21 protein-coding genes are annotated in these 17,327 nt (G+C 62.5%); 6 read left to right on the top strand and 15 right to left on the bottom strand.

Annotated features, from left to right (window positions below; genetic code table 11):
- Window positions 1–62: 62 nt before the first annotated feature.
- The 5 genes from P1IM2_RS18840 to P1IM2_RS04490 are packed head-to-tail and all read right to left on the bottom strand — an operon-like array spanning window position 63 to window position 1,933.
- Window positions 63–188: a hypothetical protein gene (locus tag P1IM2_RS18840; RefSeq protein ID WP_260833905.1), complete on the bottom strand. Its 126-nt coding sequence runs from the start codon at window positions 186–188 to the stop codon at window positions 63–65.
- A gap of 10 nt (window positions 189–198) precedes the next feature.
- Window positions 199–852, bottom strand: coding sequence for an SOS response-associated peptidase (locus P1IM2_RS04475; RefSeq protein WP_186401538.1), 654 nt, complete (start codon window positions 850–852; stop codon window positions 199–201).
- A 30-nt stretch (window positions 853–882) separates the two neighbouring features.
- Entirely contained in the window at window positions 883–1,392 is a 510-nt protein-coding gene (locus P1IM2_RS04480) for a hypothetical protein (RefSeq protein WP_186401539.1), read from the bottom strand.
- An 18-nt stretch (window positions 1,393–1,410) separates the two neighbouring features.
- Window positions 1,411–1,740, bottom strand: coding sequence for a hypothetical protein (locus P1IM2_RS04485; RefSeq protein WP_254535731.1), 330 nt, complete (start codon window positions 1,738–1,740; stop codon window positions 1,411–1,413).
- Window position 1,741: 1 nt separating this feature from the next.
- Entirely contained in the window at window positions 1,742–1,933 is a 192-nt protein-coding gene (locus P1IM2_RS04490; protein WP_186401541.1) for a DUF6771 family protein, read from the bottom strand.
- Window positions 1,934–2,320: 387 nt separating this feature from the next.
- On the opposite strand from P1IM2_RS04490, the gene P1IM2_RS04495 reads away from it, so the two are divergent.
- Window positions 2,321–3,244, top strand: coding sequence for a nucleotidyltransferase and HEPN domain-containing protein (locus P1IM2_RS04495; protein WP_186401542.1), 924 nt, complete (start codon window positions 2,321–2,323; stop codon window positions 3,242–3,244).
- 38 nt (window positions 3,245–3,282) lie between these two features.
- Here P1IM2_RS04495 and P1IM2_RS04500 read toward each other — a convergent pair whose 3' ends face one another.
- The 4 genes from P1IM2_RS04500 to P1IM2_RS04515 all read right to left on the bottom strand — a co-directional run bounded on the left by P1IM2_RS04500 (window position 3,283) and on the right by P1IM2_RS04515 (window position 6,509).
- Entirely contained in the window at window positions 3,283–3,861 is a 579-nt protein-coding gene (locus P1IM2_RS04500) for a PIN domain-containing protein (RefSeq protein WP_186401543.1), read from the bottom strand.
- Complete coding sequence (locus tag P1IM2_RS18845; protein ID WP_186401544.1) at window positions 3,858–4,307, bottom strand: helix-turn-helix domain-containing protein; 450 nt, start codon at window positions 4,305–4,307, stop codon at window positions 3,858–3,860. Before P1IM2_RS18845 ends, P1IM2_RS04500 begins: the two co-directional genes overlap by 4 nt.
- Window positions 4,308–4,590: 283 nt before the next feature.
- Window positions 4,591–5,628, bottom strand: a complete 1,038-nt coding sequence (locus P1IM2_RS04510; protein ID WP_186401545.1) for an alpha/beta fold hydrolase — start codon at window positions 5,626–5,628, stop codon at window positions 4,591–4,593.
- Window positions 5,625–6,509 carry an oxidoreductase gene (locus P1IM2_RS04515; protein ID WP_186401546.1) on the bottom strand — a complete coding sequence of 295 codons (885 nt, stop codon included), beginning with the start codon at window positions 6,507–6,509 and terminating at the stop codon, window positions 5,625–5,627. The genes P1IM2_RS04510 and P1IM2_RS04515 overlap by 4 nt, the downstream gene beginning before the upstream one ends.
- 79 nt (window positions 6,510–6,588) lie before the next feature.
- Here P1IM2_RS04515 and P1IM2_RS04520 point away from each other — a divergent pair, with 79 nt between their 5' ends.
- Window positions 6,589–7,494, top strand: a complete 906-nt coding sequence (locus tag P1IM2_RS04520; protein WP_222102993.1) for a LysR family transcriptional regulator — start codon at window positions 6,589–6,591, stop codon at window positions 7,492–7,494.
- 117 nt (window positions 7,495–7,611) lie between these two features.
- Here P1IM2_RS04520 and P1IM2_RS04525 read toward each other — a convergent pair whose 3' ends face one another.
- The 3 genes from P1IM2_RS04525 to P1IM2_RS04535 all read right to left on the bottom strand — a co-directional run bounded on the left by P1IM2_RS04525 (window position 7,612) and on the right by P1IM2_RS04535 (window position 10,602).
- Window positions 7,612–8,445: an alpha/beta fold hydrolase gene (locus P1IM2_RS04525; RefSeq protein WP_186401547.1), complete on the bottom strand. Its 834-nt coding sequence runs from the start codon at window positions 8,443–8,445 to the stop codon at window positions 7,612–7,614.
- A gap of 78 nt (window positions 8,446–8,523) precedes the next feature.
- The gene (locus P1IM2_RS04530; RefSeq protein ID WP_186401548.1) at window positions 8,524–9,510 is read right to left on the bottom strand and encodes an SDR family NAD(P)-dependent oxidoreductase; all 987 of its coding nucleotides are present in this window, start codon (window positions 9,508–9,510) and stop codon (window positions 8,524–8,526) included.
- 75 nt (window positions 9,511–9,585) lie between these two features.
- The gene (locus tag P1IM2_RS04535) at window positions 9,586–10,602 is read right to left on the bottom strand and encodes a zinc-dependent alcohol dehydrogenase family protein (protein WP_186401549.1); all 1,017 of its coding nucleotides are present in this window, start codon (window positions 10,600–10,602) and stop codon (window positions 9,586–9,588) included.
- 99 nt (window positions 10,603–10,701) lie between these two features.
- Here P1IM2_RS04535 and P1IM2_RS04540 point away from each other — a divergent pair, with 99 nt between their 5' ends.
- The gene (locus tag P1IM2_RS04540; protein WP_186401550.1) at window positions 10,702–11,571 is read left to right on the top strand and encodes a LysR family transcriptional regulator; all 870 of its coding nucleotides are present in this window, start codon (window positions 10,702–10,704) and stop codon (window positions 11,569–11,571) included.
- 148 nt (window positions 11,572–11,719) lie between these two features.
- On the opposite strand, the gene P1IM2_RS04545 is transcribed toward P1IM2_RS04540, so the two are convergent.
- Window positions 11,720–12,637 carry a hypothetical protein gene (locus tag P1IM2_RS04545; RefSeq protein WP_186401551.1) on the bottom strand — a complete coding sequence of 306 codons (918 nt, stop codon included), beginning with the start codon at window positions 12,635–12,637 and terminating at the stop codon, window positions 11,720–11,722.
- Between the two features lie 167 nt (window positions 12,638–12,804).
- Window positions 12,805–13,962, bottom strand: a complete 1,158-nt coding sequence (locus tag P1IM2_RS04550) for a sensor histidine kinase (RefSeq protein ID WP_186401552.1) — start codon at window positions 13,960–13,962, stop codon at window positions 12,805–12,807.
- Between the two features lie 343 nt (window positions 13,963–14,305).
- Here P1IM2_RS04550 and P1IM2_RS04555 point away from each other — a divergent pair, with 343 nt between their 5' ends.
- Window positions 14,306–14,731: a hypothetical protein gene (locus tag P1IM2_RS04555; RefSeq protein ID WP_186401553.1), complete on the top strand. Its 426-nt coding sequence runs from the start codon at window positions 14,306–14,308 to the stop codon at window positions 14,729–14,731.
- Between the two features lie 59 nt (window positions 14,732–14,790).
- Here the strand turns inward: P1IM2_RS04555 and P1IM2_RS04560 are convergent, their stop codons facing one another.
- The gene (locus P1IM2_RS04560; RefSeq protein WP_186401554.1) at window positions 14,791–15,189 is read right to left on the bottom strand and encodes a DoxX family protein; all 399 of its coding nucleotides are present in this window, start codon (window positions 15,187–15,189) and stop codon (window positions 14,791–14,793) included.
- Window positions 15,190–15,440: 251 nt separating this feature from the next.
- Here P1IM2_RS04560 and P1IM2_RS04565 point away from each other — a divergent pair, with 251 nt between their 5' ends.
- Together P1IM2_RS04565 and P1IM2_RS04570 are read left to right on the top strand one after the other, a co-directional pair.
- Window positions 15,441–16,484 carry a sensor histidine kinase gene (locus tag P1IM2_RS04565; protein ID WP_186401555.1) on the top strand — a complete coding sequence of 348 codons (1,044 nt, stop codon included), beginning with the start codon at window positions 15,441–15,443 and terminating at the stop codon, window positions 16,482–16,484.
- Complete coding sequence (locus tag P1IM2_RS04570; RefSeq protein ID WP_260833920.1) at window positions 16,484–17,245, top strand: LytR/AlgR family response regulator transcription factor; 762 nt, start codon at window positions 16,484–16,486, stop codon at window positions 17,243–17,245. Before P1IM2_RS04565 ends, P1IM2_RS04570 begins: the two co-directional genes overlap by 1 nt.
- Window positions 17,246–17,327: the final 82 nt, after the last annotated feature.

Below are 17,327 nucleotides of genomic sequence, written 5' to 3' on the forward strand. Positions count from 1 at the left end.
TTTGACACGTTATCGGCCTGACGGCCATGCGATGCGATGTCCCCGCTGCGCGAGCTATGCAGTCAGTCGCCCGTGAGCGACCGAACCGCGCCGATAATTCCAGCGATGAAGGAGCCCGCCACGATCACTGCGGCGAGCCAGAACTCGATAGCAAGGGCGCGACGCTTCCACCTGGGTTCATCGGTCATCGGAACCGCATCACGGAAAGAGGTTTGGCGTGTCAGCCGGCGGGGCCTTGCGGCTGAACCATGGCACGTCGGTCCGCTCGACGGCGAGGCGGTTTGCGGGATATTTCGCGACCAGCGCCATCGCCTCTTCGGCAGGCGCCTGGAGCCAGGCCTCATGATCTTCGGGGTGCAGAATCACGGGCATGCGGTCGTGAATATGAAACAATTCCTCGGTCGCATCGACCATCACGCCCGTATAGCAATCGCCCCATTCATCGCTCGGACGCCAGAGACCCGCCCAGGCGACAAGCGGCTGGTCGGTGACGCTGATCCACGTCCGCGTCATGCGTCCTTTCTCGCCTTCGGCTTCGGCGAAGGAGGTGAAGGGAATGAGGCAGCGATGCGCCGGGTTGGTGAACCAGGGACGCCAGAAGGACATCAGCTTGTCGTCGCGGGCATTGTTGACGGGTTTCGGCTTGCTCGTGGGCTTCATATGCTTGAGCCGCACCGGGAAGCCCCAGGTCATCGCCTGCAGGACGCGCTCGCCGCCGTCCTGGCGGACCACGAAACCCTGTCCGCCGGGATAGACGTCGCCTGGCGAGACATTGGTGGCCTGCGGCCGGCGCGCCCTGAAATAGGATGCTACTTCGTCAACCGAGCTGTTCAGCGTCACCAGATTGCACATTGACGGCTCCAGGTCAGGGGAGGCTCACGGTCAGGCTGCCCCCAGCAGGACCCCGAAGCTCTGCTGGATCGGCGGCGCGATTCTGAAGCTATTCTTGGGGAAGCGGCGCAACATGTCCAGCGGCGGTCGCGCGCGCTCGAGCCAGTCGAAAAGATCCTCGGGGTGAACCACCGCCACATGGCGGTCCTTATAAGGTGCGAGATCGTCGTAGGCAGCGACGGTGAGCGCCGCGAAACTGCCCGGCCATTCGCGGCTCTCCGGTCGCCAGACCGCCGCGATGCCCATCAACGGTTCGCCGATCAGGCTGGCCGAATAGATTGTCTTGCCCTGCTTCACCAATCCGAAGGCATCGGCAAGCAGCAGACAGGGGCGATCGATGATCGCGGTCTCGGACTTGAGCAGCGGAATCTGGAAGACATCGGGATCGCGCGAAGGCAAACCCCAGTGGAGCTCCTTCTCGCGCTCGCGCACACCGTCCCAGATCATCACGCGATGGAACCTGCCGATGCCGATGAGGGCGTCGTTACCTTCGATATCCATCGGTCTGCCTTTCGCTGGCTAGGCGCGGAAGCGGCTCAGCGCGCGCTTCCATTCGCGCTCGTCGGGCATCGGCAGCCGAATGTCGTCCTTGCCAGGCTCGACCAGGTCGAGCCGGACCGGGCGTATACGCTTGCCCGTTCGCGCCTTGCAGCGCGCGCACCAGAATTTCTCGCGGGCGCGCCCAAGATCATCGTCCCACATCTTGCGCTGGAACAGCCACCAGAGGCCATAGGGATCGAAGCTTGCGCCATGCCCGCAGCGGCAAACGGGCCTGACCGCCTGATACCAGGCCGCCGCTTCGAACAGATGTGTGGCGCGCCGCTGCCCGTCTTTGGTCCAGCCGCCCACGTCACAGCGACAGCCCGAGCTGGTCGATATGCGCGGGCTCGCCATTCTCGCCCAAGCTTTCTGCGATCGCGCGCGCCAGCTCGAACGCTGCCTCGACGCGAACATGGCGGGTGGGTGCGGTAAGGCCCACGCGCGCCCAGCCGGGCGCAGTGAGCAGTGTTTCGGCGACTCGGGCGGTATCGATTCTGTTCATGCATCAATGAGAACATAGGAAGAACATTTTGGCAAGTCCGCGTGCATGTCCGCCATGCCGACATGGTATTCCTCCGCACTGCGGCCTCGACCGGCGCGCTGCCGCTTGCTGCGCCGACGCGCGCAAAATCCCGCAGGGGGCGGTCCGCCCCGACGGGACCGCGATCGCAAAGCCGCGCCCTTCAAGCCAACGAGCGGCTGATCCACGCCAGCCCACCGGGCTCATCGTCTTCTCGGGCACCGGCATCCAGGACAATCTCGTCGACAAGGCACGGGCGTTCGGCATCCCCGACGGGAATTTTCGTATCCGGGATCCGGCATCAGGTGCCGATCTGGACCTGACCGCGCTTGCCATCGGGCAAGCATGTGCCCACAGAAGGAAGGAGCGATGCGGAACGATCTCGACCATCTCCCGGCCAACAAGCAGCGCGAGCTCGAGCGCGTGAAGGCGATCATCTTCGAAGAATTTGAGGACGCCATTGCGCTCGGCACGATGAGCTGGAAGAAGAAGGGGCGCATCGACAAGATCATTCTCTACGGCAGCTATGCGCGCGGCGGCTGGGTCGACGAACCGCACACCGCCAAGGGCTATCGCTCGGACTTCGACCTGCTCATCATCGTCAGCGACAAGCGGCTGATCGACAAGCTCGATGTCTGGTCGAAGCTTGACGACCGGCTGACCCGAGAACTTCTGATCGACCGGACCCTCAAGACCCCGGTGAATTTCATCGTCCACACCCTGCAGGAGGTGAACGACGGGCTCGCGCACGGGCGCTATTTCTTCATGGACGTCGCGCGCGACGGGATTGCGCTTTACGAGGCCGACGACAAGGCCTTGCATCAGCCGAAGCCGAAGACGCCTGACCAGGCGTTGGCGATGGCGAAGGAATATTTTGAGGAGTGGTTTCCTCTGGCAATGCAGCGGTTCGAGTTGTCAGCCATGGGTCGGGAGAAGGGCTATCTTAAGCCCGCGGCATTCGACCTCCACCAGAGTACCGAATTCTTGTACCACTGCGTCCTGTTGGTGTGCACATTCTATTCGCCCCACGTTCACAATCTCGGCTTTCTGCGGACGCAAGCTGAGCGGATCGATATGCGTCTTGTCGACGCGTGGCCGCGTGAGCTGAAGGCCGATCGCGCTCGCTTCGAGAAGCTCAAGGAAGCCTATGTGAAGGCCCGCTACTCGAAACATTATCGGATCAGCGAAGCGGACCTGGTGTGGCTTGCGGGGCGTGTCGAGGAGCTTGGCCAGGCAGTGCACGCCATTTGCTCGGAACGTATCGCAGAGATGGAAGCTCGCGCTGGCGCGTAGCGGCTTACGGGTTCTATCTCTTTCCTTTGCGAAATCGCTTACAGGAGGTCGATATTCTCGCGCAGCATCGAGGCGAGCTTGGGCAGGCCTTTCTTCTGCAGATCGAAGATGAACTCGTTCGGTGTGAAGGGCGGCCGCGTGTAGCAGCGCCGCATCGTCGCGAGCGCTGACAGGGCCTCGGCGGGATAAAGTTCGAATGTGCTCGCGAGAAAATCGTCGGCCGAGACCGCGCTGATCCCATATTGGTCGAGCTTCGCGTCCGGGAAATCTCTCAAGTTCTCGGTCACGATATGCTCGGCACCGGCGCGGATCGCCGTCGCCAGAACATGGCGATCGTCAGCGTCTGGCAGATCGAGGCTGCCGATCAGGCCGGTGCCGCCAATCACGCAGCCCTCGGGAAAGGCGACGTGCATCGCCTCGATTTGCGCATCGATACTGGTCTCATAGCCGGGCTTTTGGGCAAGGAGGTTGCGGCGCCATTCGTCGAGAATTGTTGGCGACCAACGAGCGCGGAACAGCCCTGCCTCGGCGAACCGAAGCAGGGCGTCCCTTACCCTGAACGGATAAAGCACATTCGCGTCGAGAACGACGACAAAACGGTCGGCTAGGCACCTCAATCCGCATCGAACTCCTGGCCAAGGCGCTGAAGATCGGCAAGCGCGCCGCTTCGTTCCGCATCGCGCTGCGCTCGAAACGCGAGCACGTCGCTTGCCCGCACGCGTCGGTGCGATCCGACCTTGTGAAACGGTATCTTCCCGTCGCTCAGCATCGACACCAGGAAGGGACGCGACACATTCAACAGGTCGGCCGCTTCCTTCGTGGTCAGTTCGGCTCCGTAGGGAACAAATGTCACCATTTCGCCGCGGGCAACGTGGGTCAGCACGTCGAGAACCAGTTGTCCGAGCGCTGGCGACAGGTCCACCTCGGTCCGGTTCCCGTTTCGCTGTACGGAGAAGGGAAGGCCCTTCGACGTGAGGGCCTTGGCAAGCGCACGCGCAGCCTCCGACGCTTGTCGCACTTCCGTTTCGGTAGGGGGCCGCTGGGAAAGCTCCTGATCGCTCATTTCATTCTCCTCGCTGCCGGGGCCGGCTATATATATAGCTGGACCAGTAAACGCAATAAGTGAAATATGTGCAATAAACGTAAACGTGTATGGATGGTTGCTGAAGCGCCTGTTATGGTAGCTCCGGGCCCGTCGTTGCCCGACGCTTGGGGTGCCGAAAAGACAAGACGGGGTCGGCCATGCGCCTGATTTTGGCCGTTCTTTCGGTTTTTGTCGCGGTCCTGAAAGCCGTCATTCATTGAGCTCTGTCATGCAGCCTAGCGACCATTCCCGCAACCCACCTTTAGGCCATGTCCGCGATTGCAAGCACGGCGTCAGCGAAGGCCGCAGGCGCTTCTTGCGGTAGGTTATGACCGACGCCGCCGCCGATCAAGCGATGCTCGTAGGGGCCAGTGAAACGCGCGCGATAGCCTCTTGGCTCGGGGTGCGGCGCGCCGTTGGCGTCGCCCTCCATGGTGATCGTCGGCACCGCGATCGGTGGAGTCGCTGCAAGCGCTGCTTCGGCTGCTTCGTAGTGCGTCTCGCCTTCTACGAGACCCAGCCGCCAGCGATAATTGTGAATCACGATTGCGACATGGTCGGGGTTGTCGAAGCTTTTCGCCGAGCGCTCGTAAATGCGAGCGTCGAAATGCCATTGGGGCGACGCCATCTGCCAGATCAGCTTGTTGAAGGCGTGGCGGTTCGTCTCATAGCCAATCCGGCCGCGCTCCGTTGCAAAGTAGAACTGATACCACCAGGCGAGTTCGGCCTTGGGGGGCAATGGCGTGGCATTGGCCTGCTGGCTGCCGATCAGATAGCCGCTGACCGCTATCAGGCCCAAGCATCGGTCCGGCCAGAGTGCGGCAACAATATCGGCCGTGCGGGCACCCCAGTCGAAGCCGCCCAATATCGCGCGGCGGATTTTTAGCGCATCCATCAACGCAATCAAGTCGAAGGCGAGCGCAGCCTGTTGGCCGTTCCGCACCGCGTCGGGCGAACGGAAGACCGTACTGCCATACCCTCGCAAATAGGGGACGATGACGCGGTGTCCTGCGCTGGCGAGCCGCGGCGCGACCTCGGCGAAGGCTTGGATGTCATAAGGCCAGCCATGAAGTAGGATCACGGGTGTGCCGCCCGCCGGGCCTAAATCCGCATACCCCACGGAGAGCGAACCGGCATCAATCTGGCGGAGTGGACCTAAGTCGCTGACACCCGGCAGGAGCGTCGCGGCGCGAGCGGTGTTCGCGGACTGGCCGAACTGGATTGCGGCAACGGTCACGGTGGCCACGCCCAGAAGGCGGCGCCGATTGAGGGTGGCTGATCGCGGGGCGGCGTTGATCATGACAAGAGCTCCTGACGGGGCGAGCGTTTCGGGGGCAATTTCTCCGGTGACCCCGCCTCGAAGTCGGTCGAGCAGCTGAGCGAACGCCACTGTTGAAGTTCGTCCATCCGGGCGCGGTCCGTCAATTCGGCTCGGCCGAACGCATCGCTCCCCAGCACCAGTCGCAACGGCGGCGCCGGGAGCGCGGCGAGCGCGAGAATCGCCTTCGCGGCCTTTGCCGGGTCGCCTGGCTGATGTCCGTTGTAGACGCGCTGCCTTGCGGCGACAGCCCCGACGGTTTCGGCATAGTCGGGATCACCGTCCTCGATCTTCGTCGAGGCTCCAGCGAAGTCGGTGCGGAAGCCGCCCGGCTCGACGATCGTGACATGGACCCCAAAAGGTTCCATCTCCTGCGCCAGCACTTCCGAAAAGCCCTCAACCCCGAACTTCGCCGCAGAGTAAGCTCCGCGTCCGATCGCGCCGGATCGTCCCCCGATCGACGAGATCTGAATGAGGCGGCCCGACCGCTGGTGCCGGAACAGCGGGATGGCCGCCTTGGACACGATGATTGTACCAAACAGATTGGTTTCGATCTGCCGACGAAAGCTTGCGAGACTGGTGCCCTCGATCGGCGCGACGTCGCCGTAGCCCGCGTTGTTGACGAGAATATCGAGGGTGCCGAACCGATCGATGGCCAGAGCTACGGCATGCGCGGCCGAGTCCGCGTCGGTGACGTCGAGCGAAGTCGCCAACACGCTATTCGGGAAACGCGCAACGAGGTCGGCAAGCTGCTCGGGTGCGCGCGCGGTGGCGACGAGATTGTCCCCTGCTTCGAGCACGGCTTCGGCGAGCGCGCGGCCAAGCCCGCGTGCGCCGCCGGTGATGAGCCAGGTTTGGGTCATAACAACCTCCAAATGATCGGGAGGTCTAAAGGTAGATTATGGCTATGATCCCGATAAGGGGTGCGATAATCATCATATCATGCCAAGAAGCGGGATAATCAGAGCCGGGCGGCTGGCGGAGCTGGAGGCCGTCGCCGCAGTTGCCCGCCAGCGGAGTTTTAGTCTGGCGGCACTCGATCTTGGCCTCTCGACGACTGCGCTCAGCAGGACGGTGGCGAACGTCGAGGAGCGGCTTGGGGTGCGGCTCTTCGCACGGACGACCCGCAGCGTCGCGCTAACCTCAGCTGGCGAACGATTTGTGGCGCGGATGGTGCCGGCGCTCCGCGAGATCGGAGCAGCGATCGAAGATGCGACCGACGAGCGCGACACACCGGCGGGCAGGCTGCGAATCAACTGTTCATCGGGAGCAGCGCACCAGATTCTCCCGTCGCTGGTTGTGCCATTTTTGGACCGCTATCCTGCTGTGTCGATTGATCTCGTCACCGAGGAGCGTTTGATCGATATCGTCGCCCAAGGTTTTGATGCGGGCATTCGACAAGCGGAATCGGTGCCGACGGGGATGACCTGCGTGCCCATTTCGGGTCCCGTCCGCTTCCGGATCGTAGCCTCGCCAGCCTATCTGGCCGGCAGAGAGATGCCGCGCGTGCCGGCCGATCTTCTCGCTCACCGCTGCATTCGCATCCAGCTTGCCAATGGCGCCAGCTATGCCTGGGAGTTCCAGGAGGGGACGAGAGGATTCATGATCGATGTATCAGGCCCCCTGACGCTCGACGAGCCGGCATTGATGCGGCGCGCCGCGCTTGCTGGTGCCGGTATCGCCTATATCGCGGATGGGCGCGTCGCCGCCGATATTGCGGCCGGCCGGCTTGTTTCCCTGTTGGACGAGTGGACCCCGACAGAGGAAGGCCTTTACCTTTACCATCCGAGCCGGCGGCACCCTTCCGGTGCGCTGAGGGCCTTGATCGACATGATTCAACGCAGTTGATCTGCTAACGCCGAGAGTCGCCTGCGCGCCCAATTTCGGTCATTCGATCTATCACCCGCGCTTTCTGAAAGCAGCCGCCCAAACCAAGGAGGAGAGGGATCGTGTCATCAGCAGACCCTACGCTGTGCTGATGAAGGTCAAAATGTCCATGTTTATGATGTCCGGGTGGCTCGTCGGCATCCCGTGCGGAAGATCGGGGTAGGTCTTGAGCGTGCCGTGCTTCGCCAACTTCGCAGCCAGCGGAGCGGAAGACGCAAACGGCACGACCTGATCGTCTTCGCTGTGAAGCACTAGAACCGGCACGTCGATTGCCTTGAGATCTTCGGTGAGATCGGTCTCGGAAAACACCTTGATGCAATCATGATGGGCCTTGATCCCGCCCATCATGCCCTGCCGCCACCAATTGCGTATGGTGCCTTCCACCGGCGCAGCGCCGGGACGGTTGAATCCGTAGAACGGGCCGGAAGCGATATCGAGATAGGCCTGGGTGCGGTTTGCCGCCACAGCCTGGCGATAGCCATCGAACACCTCCACCGGCAGCCCGCCGGGATTGCTGCCGGTGCGGATCATCACCGGCGTAATGGCGCTGATCAGCACCGCCATGGACACGCGGCCCGGTTCCGCCTGCGCGACATAGCGTGCCACCTCGCCCCCACCGGTCGAATGGCCGATATGGATCGCGGCCTTGAGATCAAGCGCGCGCGCCAGTTCGATCACATCCCGGGCATAGGTGTCCATGTCGTTGCCATTCTCGGTCTGCGTCGAACGGCCATGACCGCGGCGGTCATGCGCAATCACGCGAAAGCCGCGATCGAGGAAGAACATCATCTGGTTGTCCCACTCGTCGGCGCTCAGCGGCCATCCGTGGTGAAAGACAATCGTGCGCGCGTCTTTCGGACCCCAGTCCTTGAAGAAGATGCGTGTTCCGTCGCTGGTGGTGATAGTGTCCATGGGACTACTCCTTGCGGCGCCGGTTGACAATCCCTGCGGGCTGTCCGGCGCACGGCAGCCAGCGGGTGTCTCGTCGGTCTATCGCTGGGCTGCGGGACGCAGATCGAAGGTCTGCGACACCCACTCCTCGCTTTTGGCCCAGAGAGCCTTGGCGGTTTCGGGATCCAGCGCATAGGGCCGCACGCCCGGGCTGCCGAAGCCGATGCTTTCATCGCTGATCAGCGGAGACACCTGGCAATCCTCGCAATAGCGCCCGCCAACAGCGTCAGCTTCGGCCACGAGCCCTGCCCAGAGCGTTGTCGCCGCGCCCTGCGCAGGGGTCTTCCACGCCATTGGCGGCTTACCCTCCTTCGCCAGGTCCGCGTTGATGCTGTCGGCAAGCAATTCGAGCTTTTCGGCGCCCATGTGGCGGGCCAGCTCGGTCCGGATTGCGCCGGGATGCACCGCCGTCGCTCGCAGCCCGAGCGCGCGATACCGCCGGTCGAACTCGACAGCGAAGAGGATGTTGGCGGTCTTGGAACGACCATAGCCGACGAACGGTTCGTAAGGCGTCGTATCGAAGTTCGGATCGACGAGATCGACATCGGCGAAGCGATGCCCGGACGATGCCAGCATCACCAGCCGCGATCCGGGCCGCATAAGCGCGGCAATGCTGTTCACGAACGCAAAATGACCGAGATGATTGGTTCCGAACTGGGTTTCGAAGCCATCGGCCGTGCGCCCGAACGGCGGCGCCATGACTCCGGCATTGGCAATCACAAGGTCGAGGCCATGGCCGTCCGCCAGCAATTCCGCCGCCGCGCGTCGCAAGCTCGCCAGATCGGCCAGATCGAGTTCCAGCAGAGCGACGGCGGCCTGATCAAGTCCGGCTTCGGAGAGAGCCCTGACGGCCTTGCCAAGGTCTCTCGCCGTGCCGACCACCTGCGCGCCGTGGCTGGCGAGCGCGCAGGCGGTTTCGACCCCGAGCCCTGCCGAAACGCCGGTCAAGAGAATGCGCTTGCCGGTCAGATCGATCCCTTTGAGCACGTCGTCGGTGGTGGAAGTGAAGCCGAATGTCTTTGTCATGTGATGTTCCTGTGGTTCTTGCGGAAGTCGCACCAAAAGGGCGGCGGCGAAGGGATGCCTTCGGTCCTGTTGCGGCTAGTCGGCTTGCGGATCGATGGTGACCGCGATCTTGCCTTGCTGGCGCGCAGCGCCGTTCACACCCAGCACCGCGTCGTAAGCGGCCCCGAGTTCCTCGATGGAAAAGCTGCGCTGATCGAGCCTGGGAAGGAGCTTGCCCGCCTCGACAAGAGCACTCGCCTCGGTCAGGATTTCGCCGAAATGCGCACGGCCCTCGTCCGCCAGCAGCGTGTGCAGCGTGAACACGCCCGAATAGGTGGCTTGCTTGAAGGACAACGGAGCCAGCTTGTGTGTGCCCCAGCCCAGGCAGCTCACCACGTGCCCGAAGCGCTTCACAGCACGGAACGAGGCATCCAGAACCGGACCGCCGAGCGTATCGTAGACCACATCGAAGCCCGCGCCGCCGGTATGTTCGGCGACAAAAGCTTCCACTTCGACAGAGGCGTCGATCGGTGTGGCACCCAGGCTGCGCACATAGTCGAGATCCTCACGCAGCGCGGTGGCAAAGACCTTTGCCCCGCGGTCAAGCGCAATCTGGACGGCAACATGGCCGACACCGCCCGCGCCGCCTTGCACCAGCACTGTCTGCCCGGCGCGGACCTTCGCACGGTCGACCAATCCTTCCCAGGCGGTGATCACGACCAATGGCAGAACCGATGCCTGCCGCATGGTGAGCGAAGCCGGTTTGCTGGCCAGCAGCGGCGCATCCACGGCAGCGAACTGCGCATGCGAGCCCTGCAGCCCGCCGGCACCGCCCGTCAGTCCGAAAACGGCGTCCCCGATCCGGAAGCCCGCCACGCCATCCCCGATTGCGACCACCGTTCCGGCAAGATCCATCCCGAGGATGGCCGGAAGGGGTTGCCGGGCGTGGGCCGCCTCGCCCGCCCTGATCTTGGTGTCGAGCGGATTGGTGCCGCTCGCCGCGATCTGCACGAGCACCTGCCCGGCCGCGGGCTCTGGCCGCGCAAGCTCACGGAGGATGAAAGGTCCGTTGGTGACTTCGACGAGGGCGGCGGTCATGGTTGGCTTGGACATGGTCGGTCTCCTGTTGATGCACAGGTGATGGACGCATTCACCTTTGACTGACAGCCGCTAAAAGTGCACAATGATCATTCATTTTTGAATGGAAGCGCTATGTCCGCTGTGCCGCTTGACTGGAGTGACTTGCGCGTTTTCCTCGCGATTGCGCGGGCCGGATCACTGGGCGGCGCAGGCCGGCGCCTCGGCCAGTCGCAGCCGACAATGGGGCGGCGATTGCGGGCGCTGGAGGAGGCCGTGGGCACGAAGCTTTTCCAGCGTTCGTCGTCCGGCTTCTCGCTGACCGACGAGGGCGCAATCATGCTTCGCCATGCGGAGGTGATGGAGGCGGAAGCTCTTTCTCTCGCCCGCGAGCTCACGGGCAGCGACGGTTCGCTCGAAGGAGTGCTGCGGCTGACCTGCTCGGACTGGTTCGGCCGCATCATGCTGACGCCGGTGATGGCCGAATTCCAGCGCCTCAACCCGGCCGTTGTCCTCGAATTGCTGACCGATGCGCGGGTTTACAGTCTGGCCCGGCGCGAAGCCGATCTCGTGATCCGCATCGCCGGCTTCGACGAACCGGAGGTGATCGCGCGCAGGCTGGTGACCGTGGACTATGGCCTCTACGCAAAGCCGGGAACGTGGCTGCCGGCTGCTGATGACGGTGCAGGCTGCCCGTTGATCGTGATGGATACGGGTTTTGGCGACATGCCCGACGTTGCCTGGCTTGGACGAACCTTCCCGAAGGCCCATATTGCGGCGCGAAGCAACAGCCGTGATGTGCAGGCGCAGCTCTGCGCGCAGGGCGTTGGCCTTGCGGTTTTACCCGTTCCGCTTGCTGAAGCGACAGCGGGGATAGAGAAACTGGAACTTGAAACCGATCCGCCGAGCCGGGACACCTGGCTCGGCTTTCACCGCGACCTCAGGCACCTGCCACGCCTGCGCGCGTTTGTTGATTTGATGGTGGAGAGTTTTTCATCGCCTTGAACTTGCGCATCGCAAGGTCATGGAGTGCATTGCCCGAATGCCTGCATCGATTTTACGATCCGACGGCCGGATTCCCCGCTTGCCAACTCAAACCTGCCTTTCGGCAATCGGCCATTGATGCTCTCTGATAAGCTTTCGAATTGCTAATTCATGGTGAACTCTTGCCGGGCAGCGCCGCTTTCGGCGCGGGGCCGGCTTCCGGATTGCGGATGATCCAGCCGCGACCTTCGCGCAAGTCGAGCGTGATGATCCAGTCGTGCAAAAAGGGCATGCCCAGATTGCCGTCCATGATCATGTCGGGCGTGAACATATGCTGTGACTCGATTTCGACGCCATCGGCCACCTTGAAATGCCCCGATTGAGGCCCCTCTGCGTCAGCCTGCAAGTCGAATAGCGAGGCGTTGTGCTTCGCCACCAGCACGGTGCCCCCATTGCCCGAGTCGAGTTCCATCCATACGGGGCCGCGCGGCGTAGGCACTTCCGCCATCACGGCGAGCGCTGTGCCCTCCACCTCGCGCTTCAAGCGGATCGGGAAGGGACGCATCGAGTGTACGCGTTCAGCGAGGCTCGCCGGAGATTCCACGATGATCTCGCCTTCGCCAAGGTTCAAGGTAATGGCCCGCCCTTCAAACATGTTGAGTGCGGCAATTCCTTCCAGTTCGGCGTCGGCAGGATTGAGCTTCCCGAGATTGATCGCGCCGAGAAGCGGCGGCCTGAAAGCGCGACCGGCGATGACGATATCCATGGCATTGCAACGGGGACCATCGCCCCGTTGCCCAAACATCCGAAAGCCGGTCACGCGGCCCCACAGCTCGCACTTTGCTGCCACAAGAGCATCGGGATGGAGCAGCGTCAGACCAGCGCCGGAATCGAACAGCAGCTTGCGTTCCGCCCCACCGAACTCGGCGCGCAGCATCCAACGCGTGCGCCAGCGTTCCAGCGGTATGACCGCGTCCGGAGACGCATCTGTGCGCGGCGTGACCTGCTCTCTCGCCTGCGCGGGCGAGGAGACGGCAATCTGAGCCAGGGCTAGCGAGGCTCCCAGTAAAAGACTGCGAAATTTCATTCTGCACCTCATCGATAAGGCCCAAGCGCCGCCATCATCATTTTCGATTGAGCGGCTCTGCCTTCAACTTTTGGGTAAGGCGGCGCGCGGTTCGCCGGCTTCGTGTCTTCGGAAGCGCGCGAGGAAAATCTTGATGCCCCTTATGGATGTAAATGCTGCTGACTGCATCAGGATCGGCCTCCGACTGCACGCCGGCCAGAGGATGGGTTTCTCGCCGTGACTTGCATCAAGGCGCGACTTCCGCGGGCTTGGCAGGGCATCAGCGGAATATGAAGGGTCGCGGTGAAGCCGGACTCGCTGGCCGACGTGTGCAATTGCCCCCTCTCTCCGTAAAGTACGGCCAGCCGGTCACGAATGTTGCGAAGTCCGACCCCTGTTCCATTTTCTGGTACGGGCAGTTCGGCTCTCCCGTCATCGCTTACGCAGATTGTCAGCATATCGTCCGCGGCACGGGCCACGATGGAAATCGTGGCACCGAGCCGCGACGAAGCCACAGCATATTTGACGGCGTTCTCGACCAGCGGCTGGAGGATGAAGCCTGGAACGCTCGCGTTGCCAAGATCGGCCGGGCAGTCGATTTCGACCTTGAGCCGCTCGGCGAAACGAATGGCTTCCATGTCGAGATAGGCTTCGATCGTCGCAATCTCATCGGCAAGTGCAATCGGCGTTTTGACATCGCCGCCCAGATTGATTTGGAAAAAAGTAGCCAGTTTCATAGTCATCGCATCGGCATCGTCGGGGCGGCCCTGCACGATCAGGCTCGATATCGCGTTCAATGTGTTCAGCAGAAAATGCGGGTTGAGCTGGAAGCGTAGCGCTTCGATCCGAGCATCCTGTGCGCGGGCTTCGGCTGCCGCGGCAAGCATCTCCTGCTTCTTGGCGCGCTCGCTGATGCCAAGGGCCCAGAACAGCGTGACGTTGAGGCAGAAAGTCCAGGTGTAGAGGATGAAGACAAAACCAATTCGCCTGAAATCGATATTGGTCCAGCTTTGCCACTCGGGAAATAATGTGTCCGTGAGCCACCGATAAAGCACAAGATCGAGGGCGCTCTGAAGGGCGCCGGCGCAAAGGCAGCCGACGAGGATTGACGGCCAGCGCAGCGCCGGCGCGGCCGGCTCGAGGCGTTGCCAGAGAAAAAAGAGCGCCATGGCCAGGCTCAGCGCGGTGAGGCAGAGGGGCAGCTGGATCATGGCCTGCACCAAAAAGCCTCGCCCCATCAGTCCGGCCAGTATCGCAACCAGCGCAAAGCCGAAACCCCACAGGATCAGCGAAACCCGCGCCGCGGGCGATGCTGCGGCGCATGCGATAAAACTGCGATCCTGCATGCTTCCTCCTTGCGAACCGGCGGATCCATTGCTGCGCATGTTCTTGCCGGGTTGCGGGCAGATTGGCGGGCGGGCGAGTCGGCCCAAGCGTCAGCGGTCAGGACGCCTAGCCGATATCGCGACAAACAAGCCTCTCGTCGCGACCAAGTCCGACATTTGCAAGACAAAGATCGCTTTACAGTCCCGGCGGGCGTTTCTTCGCTTGGTACTGCCAGTTCATTTCGATCGAATGCGCAGCCGGCCCGAACGCGGCAGGGGCGGGCTTGATCGCAATCGGCTCTCGCGATGGATAAGCTCGGGGCAAGCTCGGCCTTTGACCTCATCAATGTGCAAGGAGCCGATAATGCGTAAAATTCAATGGTCGATACTGGGCAGCCTGATCGCGGCGACATTGCTCGTGCCGGCGCCGTCCTATGCCAAAAAGCAGGCGGAGACACCGGCCTTCCAAACGGTAAAGCCTGGAGACCGGGAAATGAGCTGCGAGGCGCTGGCTGCGGAAATCAATTCGCTCGACGGGCAGCGGCAGGCGGATGCGAGTGCCAAGCAGAAGAAAAAGAAGGGTCTTGGCTTTCTCAAGATGCTCGGTGCCGCCAGCCCGATCCTCGGGGTTGCCGGTAGCGGCGGCGCGGTCGCCTCTACCGCAATGGGCGCCGCCGGGTCCGTAGCGGGCGGGATGGGCGGCTCCGGTCAAGAGGATGCCGAAGCGATGCTCCAGCGCAACCAGCGCAAGCAGCGGCTGATGGGCATATTCGACGAGAAGAAGTGCTGATCATGACATCGGTGGGGCGTCAGAAGGCACCCCGCCGATGTCTTCCGACCCTCTGCTCTCTACTGCCTATCTGCAGTTTCAATATAGTCTAGCCAAGGCTGCCAGCTCTTCGAACCTCTCACGCCCGCCCAGGTCATGATCCCGAGGATTACGCATATCCACTGCGGGGGTGAGGCCAGTTCGCCCAGCCGGAAATGGGCGCAAATTGCCCCGCCAAGAAAGCCGGTGATGCAAATCGCTCCGAGCAGCGCTGTCCGCGGGACGGCATAGAGAAGGATCGAGACGGCGAGAATGGCGGCAATCTGCGGCGCTTGCGCCGCTTCAAAGCCCGTCGCTGCAAATTCCGCCGCGAGGGCGTCTGGACGAAATGCCATCACGGCGGCATCCGCCCCCAGTATCAATATAGCCGATAGGCGCAAAGCCAGTGCCAGCCGGCGGCGCGTCGCTGAAGTGATCATCGCTTTTCTCCACGGCGCGACTGTCGCGCCCTCCATGAGCAATCACAGGGGGCGGGCGGTATGGCGATGGGCACGCGACAAAGCTCGACACGCAAGCGACGACGAAATCATCCCCGTCCGAAATTCGACCAACGCGGACCTTGATGCGACCAATCCGGTCGGCCGAAACGCCAGCCTGTGCTAAGACGCGCGCCGTGAACCGGCTCCCGACTTTCCGCCTCAAACTGAAGGGTTTTGCGCTTGGCGCAGCGATGACCCTGATATTTTGGGTCATGGTACTTCTACTATGGGCCGCGCAGGACATCGCCTCGGGCAAACCGATACCCGATGCGCTGAAAGTCCTTCAGGCGATGACTTTGGGGCTGGGCGTGATATTCTGCGGAGCGCTGGCCGGGTTCATCATGCTCGCCCGGAGGCTGCCCAATCCCGCAATGACGGCTCTGGTCGCGCTTGTCACGACGGCGCTCGCCCTGCTGCATGCGCTAATCGATGCGATATTGATGCAGATATTGGGTCCGTCGATGGGAATGCGGTCGATGCCGCTGGCGGAATTGTTCAACCGCAGCCTGATGCCTTTCGTCCTCATATACGGATTTTATGCCTTGGCGCTCGGCCTGCGGCTTAGCGAGAATGCGGTTCGGGACAGCGCGAGACGCTTGGTCGAGGCGCGCAGCGCGGCTCAAGGCGCTGAACTCGCCGCCCTGCGATTCCAGCTCAACCCGCATTTCCTGTTCAATACTCTCAATTCCATTTCATCGCTCATTGTCACGAATGCGTCGGCGGAAGCTGACCGATTGACGATGCGGCTGTCCGACTTCCTGCGCCTGACCTTCGAGGCCGACCCCGAGGCCGAGGTGACGCTGGTCGAAGAATGGGCGATCGCGCAGGCCTATCTGGATATTGAAGCGGCTCGCTTTCCCGGGCGGCTGCAGGTGACGTTCGACTGCGAGAGCGCTCTTCTCGACGCGCACGTGCCGACATTTCTTTTGCAGCCGATTGTCGAAAATGCCGTCAAGCACGCGGTGCAGACTTCGCGCCGGCTGGTTACGCTCAGTGTCCGTTGCCGTCAGGTGGACGACCGGCTGCATTTGATGGTCGAGGACGATGGGGGCAGAGCGGCCGCCCTCCCATCCGAAGATAGAGAAGGGAGCGGATCGGGGCTGCGAAACGTGCGGGGCAGGATGGCGGCCTTTTATGGCGACGATGCCGCGGTCAATATCTGCGCGAGCGACAGAGGGTTCGCTGTGGAGCTGACCCTTCCGCTGCGGCGGGCAATGAAAAGGGCGACGGCGTGATGCGTATATTGCTGGTCGATGATGAACCTCTTGCTGCCGCGCGGCTGCGCGTGGCGCTCGATAAGATGGACGATGTCGAGGTTGTCGGAAGCGCCTCCGATGGCGAGGAAGCAGGGCGTCAGATCGCGCAGCTCGATCCCGATATGGTCCTGCTCGATATACAGATGCCCGAAGTCAGCGGGATGGAGCTGGCACATCGCCTGGCCGATGCGCCGCGCCGGCCCGAACTTGTGTTCGTTACGGCCTTCAACGATTTCGCAATGGAAGCTTTCAACGTCGACGCGGTCGACTATCTTCTCAAGCCAGTCAGCTTTGACAGGTTGCGAATGGCGATCGATCGCGTCCGCCGTCGCCGCGCTCTGCCGGATCCCGACGCCTTCGTGCGAGCGGATCCCGCCGGGACGGATCGGGGTGATGGGGGCCAAGCTGGCTATGACGATGGAATATGGGTCCCTGGACGGGGAGGCGCGGTGCGTGTGCCTATCGAGGCGATCGACCGGATCGAAGCGGCGCGCGATTATGTGCTGCTCAACACGGCGACCAAATGCTATATTTTGCGGGCGCGAATGACCGAAATCGAACAGCGTATCGACCCGAAGATCATGATCCGGATCCATCGCTCGCATATGGTCCGCATTGATAGTGTCGTGGGTATCGAGCGGCCCGGCAAAGGGGTGTTGCGCCTGCTTCTGAACGATGGCGCCGCGCTTCAGGTCGGATCCAACTTCCAATCCAACGTCGTCCGGGCCCTGCGGCTTTAGCGCTTGACCTTGGTCCCGCGACAATGCTTGTCGCGGGGCGAACGGGGCTGGTCGCAGCGCGGTTTACGTCGCGGCGAAAGTA

It is taken from the genome of Sphingopyxis sp. P1IMeth2 (assembly GCF_900185685.1).
Taxonomy (GTDB): Bacteria; Pseudomonadota; Alphaproteobacteria; order Sphingomonadales; family Sphingomonadaceae; genus Sphingopyxis; species Sphingopyxis terrae_A.

What these genes read in the sequence shown, in the direction of transcription:
- P1IM2_RS18840 (WP_260833905.1), bottom strand. Translation starts at nt 188, where the DNA reads ATGACCGATGAACCCAGGTGGAAGCGTCGCGCCCTTGCTATCGAGTTC.
- P1IM2_RS04475 (WP_186401538.1), bottom strand. Translation starts at nt 852, where the DNA reads ATGTGCAATCTGGTGACGCTGAACAGCTCGGTTGACGAAGTAGCATCC.
- P1IM2_RS04480 (WP_186401539.1), bottom strand. Translation starts at nt 1,392, where the DNA reads ATGGATATCGAAGGTAACGACGCCCTCATCGGCATCGGCAGGTTCCAT.
- P1IM2_RS04490 (WP_186401541.1), bottom strand. Translation starts at nt 1,933, where the DNA reads ATGAACAGAATCGATACCGCCCGAGTCGCCGAAACACTGCTCACTGCG.
- P1IM2_RS04495 (WP_186401542.1), top strand. Translation starts at nt 2,321, where the DNA reads ATGCGGAACGATCTCGACCATCTCCCGGCCAACAAGCAGCGCGAGCTC.
- P1IM2_RS18845 (WP_186401544.1), bottom strand. Translation starts at nt 4,307, where the DNA reads ATGAGCGATCAGGAGCTTTCCCAGCGGCCCCCTACCGAAACGGAAGTG.
- P1IM2_RS04510 (WP_186401545.1), bottom strand. Translation starts at nt 5,628, where the DNA reads ATGATCAACGCCGCCCCGCGATCAGCCACCCTCAATCGGCGCCGCCTT.
- P1IM2_RS04515 (WP_186401546.1), bottom strand. Translation starts at nt 6,509, where the DNA reads ATGACCCAAACCTGGCTCATCACCGGCGGCGCACGCGGGCTTGGCCGC.
- P1IM2_RS04520 (WP_222102993.1), top strand. Translation starts at nt 6,589, where the DNA reads ATGCCAAGAAGCGGGATAATCAGAGCCGGGCGGCTGGCGGAGCTGGAG.
- P1IM2_RS04525 (WP_186401547.1), bottom strand. Translation starts at nt 8,445, where the DNA reads ATGGACACTATCACCACCAGCGACGGAACACGCATCTTCTTCAAGGAC.
- P1IM2_RS04530 (WP_186401548.1), bottom strand. Translation starts at nt 9,510, where the DNA reads ATGACAAAGACATTCGGCTTCACTTCCACCACCGACGACGTGCTCAAA.
- P1IM2_RS04535 (WP_186401549.1), bottom strand. Translation starts at nt 10,602, where the DNA reads ATGTCCAAGCCAACCATGACCGCCGCCCTCGTCGAAGTCACCAACGGA.
- P1IM2_RS04540 (WP_186401550.1), top strand. Translation starts at nt 10,702, where the DNA reads ATGTCCGCTGTGCCGCTTGACTGGAGTGACTTGCGCGTTTTCCTCGCG.
- P1IM2_RS04545 (WP_186401551.1), bottom strand. Translation starts at nt 12,637, where the DNA reads ATGAAATTTCGCAGTCTTTTACTGGGAGCCTCGCTAGCCCTGGCTCAG.
- P1IM2_RS04550 (WP_186401552.1), bottom strand. Translation starts at nt 13,962, where the DNA reads ATGCAGGATCGCAGTTTTATCGCATGCGCCGCAGCATCGCCCGCGGCG.
- P1IM2_RS04555 (WP_186401553.1), top strand. Translation starts at nt 14,306, where the DNA reads ATGCGTAAAATTCAATGGTCGATACTGGGCAGCCTGATCGCGGCGACA.
- P1IM2_RS04560 (WP_186401554.1), bottom strand. Translation starts at nt 15,189, where the DNA reads ATGATCACTTCAGCGACGCGCCGCCGGCTGGCACTGGCTTTGCGCCTA.
- P1IM2_RS04565 (WP_186401555.1), top strand. Translation starts at nt 15,441, where the DNA reads ATGACCCTGATATTTTGGGTCATGGTACTTCTACTATGGGCCGCGCAG.
- P1IM2_RS04570 (WP_260833920.1), top strand. Translation starts at nt 16,484, where the DNA reads ATGCGTATATTGCTGGTCGATGATGAACCTCTTGCTGCCGCGCGGCTG.